Genomic DNA, 13,169 nt, shown 5'->3' on the forward strand with positions numbered 1-13,169 from the left:
CAGGAGTGGCCGCGCAAAAGGAAAAGCCCCGCCGGGTCTGGCGGGGCTTTGGTGCATTTTTTTGCGGGCTGGGGCCGTTACTGCTTCAGCGCCAGTTTCGGCGACAGCACGTCGATGCCCAGGGCCTCGCCCACCGCGTAGTAAGTCAGCTGGCCTGCATGCACGTTCAGGCCGTTCAGCAGGTGCGGGTCGTCCTCGCAGGCCTGGCGCCAGCCCTTGTTTGCCAGGTTCAGCAGGAAGGGCAGGGTGGCATTGCCCAGAGCCTGGGTCGAGGTGCGCGCCACGGCGCCCGGCATGTTGGCGACACAGTAATGCATGATGCCGTCGACCTCATAGATCGGATCGGCGTGGGTGGTTGCCTTGGAGGTCTCGAAGCAGCCGCCCTGGTCGATGGCAACATCCACCAGCACCGCGCCGGGCTTCATTTCGCTGAGCTGTGCGCGCGAGATCAGCTTGGGTGCCGCGGCGCCCGGGATCAGCACCGCGCCGATCACCATGTCGGCCTCGCGCACCAGCTCGGCGGTGGCGCCGGCGGTGGAGTACTGGTTTTTGAAGGTGCGGCCGAACACGTCATCGAGATACTTCAGACGGGTCAGCGAGCGGTCGAGGATGGTGACATCCGCGCCCATGCCCGCGGCGATCTTGGCGGCGTGGGTGCCGACAACGCCGCCGCCGATCACCACCACCCTGGCCGGAGCCACGCCGGGGACGCCGCCCATCAGCACGCCGCGGCCGCCGTTGGCTTTCTGCAGGGTGTAGGCGCCCACTTGCGGAGCCAGACGGCCGGCCACTTCGGACATCGGCGCCAGCAGCGGCAGGCCGCCGCGGTCGTCGGTCACGGTCTCATAGGCAATCGCGGTGCAGCCCGATTCCAGCAGGTCATGGGTCTGCTCCGGGTCGGGCGCCAGGTGCAGATAGGTGAACAGCAGCTGGCCTTCCCGCAGCATCTTGCGTTCGGCCGCCTGGGGTTCCTTCACCTTGACGATCATGTCGGCGGTGGCAAAGATTTCCTCGGCGGTGCCGAGGATGACAGCACCGGCGGCGGCATAATCCTCGTCGGTGAAGCCGGCCCCGGTGCCGGCGCCTTTCTGGATGACAACATCGTGGCCGTTGCTGACGGCTTCACGGACAGCGTCCGGGGTCATGCCGACGCGGAATTCCTGCGGTTTAATCTCGGTGGGGCAGCCGATTTTCATGTGTGTTTCTCCTCCAAATTCAATACGGTCATTTTGCCGCAGATGCCGCAATATGTGCTGCTTTTTGAGGCGGAAATGAAATAGGGCTTTCGAATAATCTTCGTCTATTCAGGCGAGAATCAGCAAGGATCTTCGAAAAATGTCGTTGGACGAAACAGATCGTCGCATTCTATCGGTGCTGCAAAAGCAGGGGCGGATTTCCAATGCCGACCTGTCGGAGCGGGTGAACCTGTCGGCCTCCGCCTGCCACCGGCGGGTGCAGCGGCTGGAGGCGGACGGGTATATCCGCGATTATGTTGCGCTGCTGGATGCGCGTAAGCTGAACGTGCCGACCACGGTGTTTGTCGAGATCACCCTGCAGGCCCAGGCGGATGAGGTGCTGGACGCGTTTGAAAAGGCGGTGTCGCGGATCCCGGATGTGCTGGAGTGCCACCTGATGGCGGGCACGGCGGACTATATCCTCAAGGTGGTGGCGGAAAACACCGAGGATTTTGCCCGCATCCATCGCCAGCATCTGGCACGGCTGCCGGGGGTGGCGCAGATGCAGTCGAGTTTTGCACTGCGCACCGTGTTCAAGACCACGGCGCTGCCGGTTTGATGCGGCGCTGATGCTTATAGCCGGACCGGGGGCTTTTGCGCTTGAACCCCGGTGGAAATTCCGGTTGCCTTGGGGGAAGGTGCAGCCAGGGCCGCATGACGGATCCTTTGCTGCGGCGGCTGCTGTCTGCTGCCCCGGCGGAGTGACATCAAACAGTCACTTGCCGTCCGTATAAGGCGGCGTTTGCACGACCTGACAAGGAAGGAACCCTGCCCGTGACCCGCGAATTTGAAAGCGCATCCCTGGATTGGCTGGAAGCGGAGCTGCAGGACACGCTGGACGAGGATATCGAGATTGAATTCTCGGAGCCGATGCTGAGCCAGGAAATCCGCAAGATTTACCGCGAACAACACCCGGAAATGCTCGACCGGCAGATTTACTTCCGCAATCTTTTGCGGCTGCAGGCAGAGCTGATCAAGGTGCAGGACTGGGTGCAGAACTCCGGCGCCAAGGTTTGCATCCTGTTTGAAGGCCGCGATGCAGCGGGCAAGGGCGGGGTGATCAAGCGGATCACCCAGCGGCTGGATCCGCGGGTGGCGCGGGTGGTGGCGCTGCCGGCGCCGAACCGCCGCGAGCAAAGCCAGTGGTATTTTCAGCGTTATGTGCCGCATCTGCCGGCGGGCGGCGAGATCGTCCTGTTTGACCGGTCCTGGTACAACCGTGCAGGCGTCGAGCGGGTGATGGGCTTTGCCAGCGACGACCAGGTCGACCAGTTCTTCCAGGACGTTCCGGAATTTGAACGGATGCTGGTGCGGTCGGGGATCATCCTGCTGAAATACTGGTTCTCGATCACTGACGAGGAACAGCAGCTGCGGTTCATGATGCGCATTCACGATCCGATGAAGCAGTGGAAACTGTCGCCGATGGATCTGGAAAGCCGGATCCGCTGGGAACAGTACACCAAGGCCAAGGAGGAGATGTTCAAACGCACCAACATCCCCGAAGCGCCATGGTATATCGTCGAGGGCAACGACAAGAAGCGCGAGCGGCTGAACTGCATCGAGCATCTGCTGACCAAGATCCCCTATGAAGAGGTGCCGAGCGAGAAGGTCGAGCTGCCGGACCGCAAATACAACCCGGACTATGAACGCCAGGTGCTGCCGGACGAATTGTATGTGCCCAAAGTCTACTGAGGTTCCGTCTTAGACACTAGGCGAGCGGACGGGCGTGCCGCGGCGCGCCCGTTCCAGGTTTGCCCGGCCGGGATCAGAACAGGAAGTCGCTTTGCTGAAGCTCCTGCTCTGTTACGCCGCTGAGCAGCAGGCTGTCGCCATCGCTGTCGCTGATCAGCAGGCCGGCATTGGTCTGGCTGGTGTGATTGTTCACCAGATCGCTGAAGCCGGTGATGCCTGTGGCGGCGCTCAGATCGATGCGTTCACCGCTGGCATCCGGGTTGAAATCCGTCACGGTGTCGTCGCCGCCGCTGAAGATGAAGAGGTCGCCGCCGCCCTTGCCGGCCAGCTTGTCGTTGCCGCTGCCGCCATCCAGAGTGTCTTTGCCGCTGCCGCCGAACAGCTTGTCGCTGCCGGAGCCGCCGTTCAGCTCATCCGCGCCGTTGTTGCCGCGCAGCGTGTCATTGCCGGAGCCGCCGTTCAGTTCGTCGCCGCTTGACTTGCCGTTCAGTTTATCCCGGCCTTCGCTGCCGTCGAGGCGGTCCCGGCCGTTGCTGCCGGTCAGCGTGTCATTGCCGCCGAGGCCGTCCAGGCTGCCTGCGCTGCCAAGGGTCAGGTTATCATTTCCCGATGTGGCACCGGTGCCTGTGCCGCCGCCATCGCTGCCTCCTGATCCGGAGTCCAGTTGCAGTTCTGCGCTGGTCTTGGCGAAGTTCTGGGTGACCATCACCGCATCCCAGCCGTTGAAATTGCCCTGCTCGATGCCGATGCCGACCACTTCGACACTGGCGCTGAGGATGTTGGCGCGGTGGCCAGGGCTGTTCATCAGCGATTCGTGCAGGTTGACGACGTCATCGGCCAGCCCGGCGGCGCCGCGTTCGCTCTGCCAGGCAATATTCTCGGCCCAGGTCCAGCCGCCCGAGAACTGAAAGCCGGCATCCATCATCCGGTCGCCGGCGCTGGAGCCGCCGGAGCCGGTATGGGAGAAGAGATCCTGCTGCAGCATCCATTCGCTGTGGTCTTCTGCCGAATCGTTCAGGCGCAGCTCGAGCTGGACCGGGTTAAGCCCGCGCGACGTGCGCTCGGCATTGATCAGGTCGAGCATCTGCCGCTCGGGTTGGCTTGCCTGTGACATCAGTAACTGCTCCGTGAGTGTGCCGGCTGGGCGGCGGTGCTGCCTTCGGTTAACGGAAAATTAAGGCGCCGGAAGGGCCGGACGGTGCAGCAGCGGAAATGCGGCAAGGCTCTGCCGTAGCGTGGGGGGCGGATACGCGGATTCCTGCGCGCCCGGCCGCCTTGGGCTGTCCTGTGCAGCTGGCTGCGCGGCACCGGCGCAATCCCGCTGCGGGGCATCGGGCAGGGCGGTGCAGGATTCGGGGGGGGGAAGCGGCTGCCGTCAGGACGCGGGGGCTTGCCGCGGAAACAGCCACAGAAAAGGGTGGGCCGGGCGCCGTCGGGGGAAGCTGCCGGCGCCCGGCAATATTGAAAACCCGCAGAGGCTATGCCTTGTTTGCAGGGATCAAGACAGGCGCCGGTGTCGTGTCTTTTTTGGGGGGGGCGCGGCCTGCTCCGGGTTTCAATGAACCGGGTGTTCCAATCCCGGCCGGCGGGGCAGTGTTTAGGGAAACGCATCAGATTTGCCCTGCCGTACTACTCGTATAGCAGAAGAATTTAGGGAAATACACCTTAAAGATGTAATTCGGGCAAAATTGAGGTATTTTTGTGCTTCCCCTCGAGACGCGGTGTTTTTCTCATGGGGGCAAAAATGACAAACCCCCGGGGCGGGGCCGCGGGGGTCGTCTGAACTTAAGTTCCGGCTGGTCGCAAGACCGGCCAAGTGCTGTCCAAAGCTGGACGGCCTGCCGCTTACAGCAAACCTTCGCGCTGGAGCTTCTTACGTGCCAGTTTCCGGGCACGGCGGATCGCTTCAGCTTTCTCGCGCGCTTTTTTCTCGGACGGCTTCTCGAAATGTTGCTTGAGCTTCATTTCGCGGAATACGCCTTCACGCTGCAGCTTTTTCTTCAGGGCACGAAGCGCCTGATCGACATTGTTGTCGCGAACACTAACCTGCATGTGGTTTTCACCACCTTTCTAAGTTTGAGTTGCAAGGAAATTGCAGGAGCTGGCCGTATAGCAAAGGCAGGTTATTTTGTCTAGTAGGGTATTGGGACGTTGAAAGCGGGAGAGCGGCATGACTGGAAATCAGGATCAGGCGCAGGGCGATATCAAGGCAAAGCTGCTGGATGCAGCGTTGAATCACGTGCCGTTTGACGGCTGGTCCGAGGTGACATTCCGTGCCGCCTGCCAGGAGGCGGATGTGCCTGAGGTGCTGGCCCATGCGGTCTGCCCGCGCGGCGGGGTGGACCTGGCGCTGGCCTATCACGCCCGCGGCGATTCGCGGATGCTGGCGCGGCTCGAGGCCGAGGATCTGTCCGGCCTCAGGTTCCGCGACAAGGTGGCAGCGGCGGTGCGGTTCCGGCTGGAAGCCGTGGAGGACAAGGAAGCGGTGCGCCGCGGCACCACGCTGCTGACACTGCCGCAATATGCCGGCGACGGGGTCAAGGCGATCTGGGGCACCTGCGATCTGATCTGGGAGACGCTGGGCGACGGCTCGGATGATCTGAACTGGTACACCAAGCGCGCCTCGCTCGCCGGGGTCTATTCCGCCACGGTGCTGTTCTGGCTGGGCGATGACAGTCTTGAGCATCAGGCGACCTGGGAGTTTCTCGACCGCCGGATCGGCAATGTGATGGATTTTGAGAAGCTGAAGGCGGGTTTGCAGAAAAATCCCTTGTTGAAACCATTCCTGGCGGGGCCGAACTGGCTGGCCGGGCAAATCAAGCCGCCGAAAGACCGTGATGATCTGCCTGGGTCGCTGAACCCGCGCCGCTGAAACAGATCCGGACCCAGCTTTTGGGCGGGTGTGCTCCGCAAAGGCGCCGGACTGCGGCGCCTTTGCTGTTTGCGCTCACCCGGACGGGTGGTAGGCAAGGGGCAAGGATCAGGAGGACGAATTGCCATGACAGAGATGATGCGCGCGGTTGAAATCAGCAAACCCGGCGGGCCGGAGGTTCTGCAGCTGACGCAGCGCCCGGTGCCGCAGCCTGGCCATGGCGAGGTGGTGATCAAGGTGGCTTATGCGGGCGTGAACCGTCCCGACGCGCTGCAGCGCGCCGGTGCCTATGACCCGCCCAAGGGCGCCAGCGACCTGCCGGGGCTGGAAGCCTCGGGCGAAGTGGTGGCTGCGGGTGCAGGCGTCAGCGGCATCGCGGTGGGCGATCAGGTCTGCGCGCTGCTGCCCGGCGGCGGCTATGCGGAATACGTGGCAACCCCTGCGGCGCATTGCCTTCCGGTTCCCGAAGGCCTGGATCTGAAACAGGCGGCCTGCCTGCCGGAAACCTTCTTCACCGTCTGGTCCAATGTCTTCACCCGCGGCGGGCTGAAGGCGGGGGAGCGGTTCCTGGTGCATGGCGGCTCGTCCGGCATCGGCACCACCGCAATCCAGCTGGCCAAGGCCTTTGGGGCCCGGGTGTTTGCCACGGCCGGGTCGGACGCGAAATGCCAGGCCTGCCTCGATCTGGGCGCCGAACGCGCGATCAACTACCGCGACGAGGATTTCGTCAAGGTGCTGCGGGAGGAGGGCGGCGCCGATCTGGTGCTCGACATGGTCGGCGGCGACTACATTCCGCGCAACGTCAAGGCAATGGCCGAGGACGGCCGCCTGGTGCAGATCGCCTTTCTGCAGGGACCGAAGGTGGAGCTGAATTTCGCCCTGATGATGGTCAAACGGCTGACCCTGACCGGCTCGACTCTGCGGCCGCAAAGCGATCTGGCCAAGGCGCAGATTGCCCAGGACCTGCGCGAGGCGGTCTGGCCCTTGATCGAGGCAGGCAAGGTCGCACCGGTGATGGACAGCGAGTTTGCGCTGGGCGAGGCCGCCGCGGCGCACGCGCGGATGGAAAGCTCCGGCCATATCGGCAAGATTGTATTGAAGGTGGGCTGACACACTCACCGGTGTCACACCAAAGGGCCGGCAGATCTGCCGGCCCTTTTTGCCAAGCGGTTCCTTTTACTGCACGTTACTGCACGGCGCGGCGGTACAGATGCCAGGTCGCATGCCCCAGCACCGGCACCACAATGATCAGCCCGGCCAGGAACGGGATCGCACCGATCACCAGCGCGGAGCCGACGATGATACCCCAGGTCATGCAGATCACCGGGTTCTTGCGCAGCACCTTGATCGAGGTGGCCACCGCCACCGGCAGGCCGACATGGCGGTCCAGCAGCAGCGGAAAGGACACCAGGCTCATCGCCAGCGCGGCAAAGGCAAAGACCGCGCCCACGATGCCGCCGGCTATGGCCATGATCCAGCCCGAGCGGGTGGTCACCACTTCCGTGGCAAAGGCCAGCAGCGAGGCCGGCGGTTCCGGCCCCAGGGTGCGGCTGTAGATCATGTCAGCGGCCACCAGCCAAACAATGAACAGCGCCGCCAGATACAGACCCAGCACCAGAATACCGCCAAACGCGGGGGAACGGATGACGCCAAAGGCATCCATCCAGCGCGGCTCGAACCCGGCTTCACGGCGCGAAGACATTTCATAAAGCCCAACCGCGGCCACCGGGCCAAGGATCGCAAAGCCCATGATCATCGGCACGATCAGGGGCAACAGATTCATCGACAGGCTCATCACGATCAGCGTGATGCCGATCAGCGGATAAAACAGCACCAGGAACATGGCATCGCTGCGGCAGGCGGCAAAATCCTCCAGGCCGGCAGCCAGCGAATGAATAATGTCATCCATGGTAAGCTTGCGTGCCTTGGGCAGTTCCTTGATGCCGCTGCTGCCCATCTCTTCGACCGTCTGGCCGATATGGTGCCCGGTTGTCTCCGCCCCTTGCAGAAGCCAGCTGAGCGGGTTCCCAATTGTTTTTGCCATGCGCGTACTCCTCCTCGCTGACGATAACGGAAGTGCCGTTCAGGCAGGGCCGGGAGCGGCACATATTTGTATACTAGCACAAAACCGCGCGAAGTGTGCGTCACAGGCCATTTATTGCCGCGCGCAGCGGGGCAGGTCTGTTGCCGGCACGGGGACAGGGGGCGGGGCGGCCGTTCGGATCACGCGGTCCGGCAAAGGCACGGGCGCCGGATCTTTCCGGTCTGGAGCACTCCGGGGTGAATTGGCCGCCAGGCCGGGAGGGGCAGCGCCCCCTTACCTGTCTCCGCCTTAGCGGACCGGTGCAAGGCGGGCGTCTTTCAACGTGCAATCCTTGATCACATCGCGTCCGCAGGGCACCGGGTCAAGCGATTTGGACAGGCAGATGCGGGCCTCCTGGATGGCGCTGTCCCGGCAGGTGATGGTCAGGCTGTCGCGGGACAGTCCCGGATTTTCCTTCAGAAAAGCCTCCTCTACCACTGCAGCAGGCAGGGTGACGGGGGTCTCCAGCCTGCGGAAGATGGCGGGGCGGGTGACGCGGGTGTAGGCCTCGCGCATCAGGCTGTAATACTGGCGGGCAGTCAGGCCGGAGCAGGTGCCGTGCTTCTTCCACTGGTGCCAGGCCAGGCCAGGGCTGCCCATGATATCCGCCATGTCCCGGCTCATGCGGCGGCTGGGCGGGGCGGCGGCGGTATGGCAGTAACTGGGCCAGCCGCGGTGATGCTGCGGCCACAGCCCATGCAGGGTCCAGCCATAATCATGGCGGGCATCGCATTGCTCCGCGCGGCGCGCATCGCCTTCCTGTTCGCACCAGTTCGGCGACCAGCTGAGCGCCAGCACGTAATAGTCGAATTCCCCGGCCGGCTCGCCCTCTGCCGCTGCAAAGGCGGCAAAACAGGTCAATACAGCCGCAAACCCCAGCAACAACTTGCGCATTGGCCTCTTTCCTTATGCATTTAAGCCGACTATATAGACCTGAAGTTCCCCGACAACGGAAACCAGACCCCGAAAGCGGGGCAGCCTTTATCCAGGCGGCGGGGAAGATGTGTTTTAAGGAGATGAGCGGATGGCAAAACCGTTGATGGCCAAGGCAACCGCCGTGTGGCTGGTGGACAATACCACAATCAGCTTCAAGCAGATCGCCGATTTCGTCGGCATGCACGAGCTGGAAATCCAAGGCATCGCTGACGGCGAAGTGGCGGTGGGCGTCAAAGGGTTCGACCCGATGGCCAACAACCAGCTGACCCAGGATGAGATCGACAAGGCGCAGGCCAATCCGCTGCACAAGCTGAAGCTCAAGTTCAACCCGGCCGCGGCCGGCGAGGAAAAGCGCCGCGGCCCGCGCTATACCCCGCTGTCCAAACGCCAGGACCGTCCGAATTCGATCCTGTGGCTGGTCAAGTTCCACCCCGAGCTCAGCGATGGCCAGATCGCCAAGCTGGTCGGCACCACCAAGCCGACCATCCAGTCGATCCGCGAGCGCACCCATTGGAACATCTCCAGCATGCAGCCGATCGACCCGGTGGCGCTGGGCCTGTGCCGGCAGTCCGAACTGGATGCCGTCGTGCAGAAGGCCGCAGCCAAGAAAGCCGCCGAAGGCGGCGTGATGAGCGATGATGAGCGCCGCAAGCTGGTTTCGACCGAACAGTCGCTGGAGATGGGCACCGAGCCGAAGATCCCAAGCGCGATCGAGGGGCTGGAAACCTTTACCCTGGGCAGCGGCTTGAACAGTGAAGACGAGAAGAAGGAAGAGGAAATCCCGGACGCCGACAGCTTCTTCAACCTGCCCTCGGGCGGGGATGACGAGGACGACGACGAAGATCCCCGCCTCTGATCCGGCCCGGCCCGGCGGGGCCGGTTGCAGGAACTACTTAAAAAGCCGCAGATCCGGTGCTCTGGATCTGCGGCTTTTTCTGTTAGAATCGACACTCTACGTTACAATATGTTGACTATCTGCCTCCGTTTTGCGCAGCATGATGTTGCGGCTTGTTGTGTTCCAGATTGTCCGCAAAGCCCGGGGTGCGGGAAATGCCTTTTGTTTCGGGGCGGGTTTCCCATTCGCAGAGACCGGGGAGTTAATGAGTATTGCCAGCGGTCCGGTCTTGCAGGCCTGCCCGTGAAGGGATGGCAGGAGTACAAGCAATGGACGCAGCAGGGGCCGCGGCGCTTGGGGAAGGCAGCCGCTTGGATCTGGAGACACTGGCCTGTTTGAGCGGCCTGGAGTTCTGCCAGGAATTTGTCGATCAGCTGGCGCAGGCCTATGCGGCCGATCTGGTTACCGTGGGTGAGCTGAAGGTCAAGGAGACCGAGCGCATCATGGTGCTGGCTAGCTGGTTCGACGGGCTGCAGCTGGGGGATTTCGAATACGAAAGCCGCGGGACGCCGTGCCATGATGTGGTGCTGAGCGGCAACCCGCATGTATTCCTCTGCCAGGTGCAGGAGCTGTACCCGGATGACAAGATGTTGAGCGAGGACGGCATCCAAAGCTATGCCGGGGTCGCCCTGAAAAACGCCGATGGCGCGGCGATCGGCCTGATCCAGGCCGCCTGGCGCCACGAAATCGACGGCGCGCTGGCGCAGCAGATCGTGGCCGAGATGCAGCACTTCGCGCCCCGGCTCGGGGCGGAGGCCGCCGCACTGCAGACACTGGCCACGCTGGCGGCGCTGGCTGAAGGGCCGGGCGGCACCTCGCCGCGCGCGGCCTTCCGGCATCTGGCCGAGCAGCTGCAGGGCGCGTTCAAGGTGCGCTCGGCCTTCATTGCGGAATGCCGCGGCGACAGGCCGGAGTGTTTCCGGATGCTGGCTTGCTGCTGTGACGGGCAGCAGATGAAGGGCATGGAAGACACGGTTGTGCCCTATGACGGCACCCCTTGCGCGTTGTTAAAAGGGCGGAAGGAATTCCTGGTGCCGGACGGGCTGCAGGAAGCGTTTCCGGAGCAGGCGCAGTACCGCAGCCGGAACCTGCACTCTTACCTGGGCATCGCGCTGACCGATGCGGAGGGCACGGAGATCGGGCATTTTGCGCTGCAGCACGACCGCGAAATCAGGCGGAGCAAGCTGGACAGCGGTCTGAGCGCGTCCTTTGCCGCGCGGATCGGGCTGGAGCTGCGCCGCCGCAAGGCGGAAAGGCGCCGCAGCCAGGCGGAAGAGGCGCTGCTGATCAAGCGCAAGACTGAGAGCCTGGGATTGCTGGCGGGCACCATCGCGCATGATTTCAACAATCTGCTGGCCTCGATGCAGGGCCGGGCCGAACTGGCGCTGGCGCATCTGGATGCCGCGCATCCGGCAGAGGCGCATCTGCAGGAGCTCGAACAGGGGCTGCAGGCCTCTGGCTTGCTGGTCCGGCAGCTGTTGAACTACGCCAAGGGCGGCGACAGCCGGGAGCAGGGGGTCTGTGATCTGAACGCGATCGTGCAACAGGCCATGGCGCTGGTCCCGGATGCGCGCAAGATGGGCAAACAGGTGGTGCTCGACCTGGAACAGGGGGCGCTGACGGCCCGGATGGATCCGTCGCAGGTGAGCCAGCTTGTGCAGAACCTGGTGTTCAACGCGGCAGAAGCGATCGGGCCGGGCGCGGGCACTGTCACGGTCACCACCCGGCGGACCAGCCTGAGCGATGCAGAACGGCGCAAACTGCTGAAAGGCCGGACCATGCCGGCCGGCGCCTGCCTGCTGCTGGAGGTGCGCGATACCGGCAGCGGCATGGGCCGCGGGACCGTGACCCGGATCTTTGACCCGTTCTTTACCACCAAGCCCGGCGGGCGCGGGCTTGGGATGGCCGCGGCGCTGGGGATCATCAGCCGCCATCAGGGCGGCCTGGCGGTGGAAAGCCGCGAGGGCGGGGGCAGTGCCTTCCGCTTTTATTTTTCAGCCTGCGCCGCGGAACCGGCGGCCGCGGCAGCTGTGCCGGTGCGGGAGCGCAGCCTGGCGGTGCGGCAGGTTCTGGTGGTGGATGACGAGGACACCGTGCGCCGGGCTGTGGCCGGGCTATTGCAGCTGCGCGGCTGCAAAGTGCTGCAGGCCGATGGCTATGACGCGGCGCTGGCGCTGTTGCAGACGGCAGGGCCGTTCGATGGCGCGGTGATCGACATGAGCATGCCGGGGCGCGGCGGCTGGGAGACCCTGGCGGGCCTGCGCAAGATCCAGCCCGGGCTGAAGGCGGTGATGATGAGCGGCTTTGCCATCAGCGCCGTGGCGGCGGGGTTTCCGGATCTGTCCGAGGTTCCGGTGCTGGACAAACCGTTTACCAAGGAAAAGCTGTACAGGGCGGTTTTCACCTGAGCCCGGGGGCTTTGGCGCCGGCGGAAGACTCCCGCGCCTGCAGGTGCCCCTGACGGGCCCCCTTGGCAGCCTTGGGCCCGGCGCCGCACTGGCGCGCGGCGGGGGGCGCCGGGCAGAAACCTTGCCTTTCACTCCGGGCGAAAGCCGGTCAGCCGGCGCTGCGGGGGCTGACGCCACCCAGCAGCCAGTCGCGGACCCGTTCGATCCGGCTGGTGCCTGCCTTGGCCTGCGGTGTCAGCAGGTAGTAGGCGCTGGCGGGTGTGCAGCGGTGGGGATGGGCCTGGATCAGCGTGCCCTCGGCCAGTTCGCGGCGCACCAGAAGCTCCGGCAGGATGGCAACGCCATGGCCGTATTTCACCGCATCGATCAGCATTTCGAACTGGCTGAACAGCGGCCCGGCCGGGCGGCTCTGCAGGGGCGCGCCCAGGTCGTCGAACCAGATCTGCCAGCTCAGCGGGCGGGTGCTGTGCTGCAGCGCCGGAAGGTCGAGCAGGCCGGAGGCGGCTTGCAGCGGACGCGCCAGCAGGCCGGGGGCGGCAACGGCAATCAGCGTTTCCGGCATCAGCAGATCCGCGCGAAAGCCCGGCCAGGGCGGATCGCCCTGCACGATGGCCAGATCCACCAGGCTGGGATCCACCTGGGCATTGTCCAGATAGGTGATGGTATTGACCGTCAGCCGCGGCTGCGTCTGCGCCAGCGCTGCCAGGCGCGGCATCAGCCAGCGGCTGCCCAGCGTCGGATAGGTGCCGATATTCAGCGCGCCGTAAGGGTTGTCGCGGGTGCGCAGGCGGTAAAAGGTGGCCTCCAGCGCTTCCAATTGCGGTGCCAGCTCCTCCAGCAGCATCCGTCCGGCACCGCTGAGCCGCACCCGCTGGCGTTCGCGCTTGAACAGGGTTTGGCCGGTCAGCGCCTCCAGGCTCTGGATCTGGCGGCTGAAAGCGCTTTGCGACAGGTTCATCTGCCGGGCGCCCTGGGCAAAGCTGCCGGAACGGGCGGCGGCCTCGAAACACAGGAGGGCAGAGGTGGGCGGGATCTTGCGGCGCATCGC

The 13,169-nt window shown here is 64.2% G+C and carries 12 protein-coding genes; 6 read left to right on the top strand and 6 right to left on the bottom strand.

Translation table 11 applies throughout. From position 1 onward, the window contains the following. Positions 1–77 precede the first annotated feature (77 nt). On the bottom strand, positions 78–1,196 hold the full coding sequence (gene ald, locus METH_RS02425; RefSeq protein WP_024088811.1) for an alanine dehydrogenase: 1,119 nt from the start codon (positions 1,194–1,196) through the stop codon (positions 78–80). 139 nt (positions 1,197–1,335) lie between these two features. On the opposite strand from ald, the gene METH_RS02430 reads away from it, so the two are divergent. Further along, a complete protein-coding gene (locus METH_RS02430; protein WP_024088812.1) occupies positions 1,336–1,794 on the top strand; it encodes an Lrp/AsnC family transcriptional regulator in 459 nt (152 codons plus the stop codon). Positions 1,795–2,009: 215 nt separating this feature from the next. Beyond that, a complete protein-coding gene (ppk2, locus tag METH_RS02435) occupies positions 2,010–2,927 on the top strand; it encodes a polyphosphate kinase 2 (RefSeq protein WP_024088813.1) in 918 nt (305 codons plus the stop codon). Between the two features lie 73 nt (positions 2,928–3,000). Here ppk2 and METH_RS02440 read toward each other — a convergent pair whose 3' ends face one another. Both METH_RS02440 and rpsU read right to left on the bottom strand, forming a co-directional pair. Next, positions 3,001–4,041: a CAP domain-containing protein gene (locus METH_RS02440; RefSeq protein ID WP_044008307.1), complete on the bottom strand. Its 1,041-nt coding sequence runs from the start codon at positions 4,039–4,041 to the stop codon at positions 3,001–3,003. Between the two features lie 731 nt (positions 4,042–4,772). Beyond that, positions 4,773–4,979, bottom strand: coding sequence for a 30S ribosomal protein S21 (gene rpsU, locus METH_RS02445; protein ID WP_024088814.1), 207 nt, complete (start codon positions 4,977–4,979; stop codon positions 4,773–4,775). Between the two features lie 118 nt (positions 4,980–5,097). Between rpsU and METH_RS02450 the strand changes: the two genes are divergently transcribed. After that, positions 5,098–5,799, top strand: coding sequence for a COQ9 family protein (locus METH_RS02450; RefSeq protein WP_024088815.1), 702 nt, complete (start codon positions 5,098–5,100; stop codon positions 5,797–5,799). 126 nt (positions 5,800–5,925) lie between these two features. Next, positions 5,926–6,909 (top strand): NAD(P)H-quinone oxidoreductase, encoded by a 984-nt coding sequence (locus tag METH_RS02455; RefSeq protein WP_024088816.1) that lies wholly within the window; start codon positions 5,926–5,928, stop codon positions 6,907–6,909. A gap of 76 nt (positions 6,910–6,985) precedes the next feature. Here the strand turns inward: METH_RS02455 and METH_RS02460 are convergent, their stop codons facing one another. Next, complete coding sequence (locus METH_RS02460) at positions 6,986–7,843, bottom strand: DUF2189 domain-containing protein (RefSeq protein WP_024088817.1); 858 nt, start codon at positions 7,841–7,843, stop codon at positions 6,986–6,988. A 288-nt stretch (positions 7,844–8,131) separates the two neighbouring features. After that, complete coding sequence (locus tag METH_RS02465; RefSeq protein ID WP_024088818.1) at positions 8,132–8,776, bottom strand: ribonuclease T2 family protein; 645 nt, start codon at positions 8,774–8,776, stop codon at positions 8,132–8,134. Between the two features lie 130 nt (positions 8,777–8,906). Here METH_RS02465 and METH_RS02470 point away from each other — a divergent pair, with 130 nt between their 5' ends. Both METH_RS02470 and METH_RS02475 read left to right on the top strand, forming a co-directional pair. Further along, positions 8,907–9,674, top strand: a complete 768-nt coding sequence (locus METH_RS02470) for a DUF1013 domain-containing protein (RefSeq protein ID WP_024088819.1) — start codon at positions 8,907–8,909, stop codon at positions 9,672–9,674. A gap of 308 nt (positions 9,675–9,982) precedes the next feature. Continuing rightward, positions 9,983–12,121, top strand: coding sequence for a hybrid sensor histidine kinase/response regulator (locus tag METH_RS02475; protein WP_024088820.1), 2,139 nt, complete (start codon positions 9,983–9,985; stop codon positions 12,119–12,121). Between the two features lie 148 nt (positions 12,122–12,269). On the opposite strand, the gene METH_RS02480 is transcribed toward METH_RS02475, so the two are convergent. After that, a complete protein-coding gene (locus tag METH_RS02480; RefSeq protein ID WP_024088821.1) occupies positions 12,270–13,166 on the bottom strand; it encodes a LysR substrate-binding domain-containing protein in 897 nt (298 codons plus the stop codon). Positions 13,167–13,169: the final 3 nt, after the last annotated feature.

This window comes from Leisingera methylohalidivorans DSM 14336 (assembly GCF_000511355.1).
GTDB lineage: Bacteria > Pseudomonadota > Alphaproteobacteria > Rhodobacterales > Rhodobacteraceae > Leisingera > Leisingera methylohalidivorans.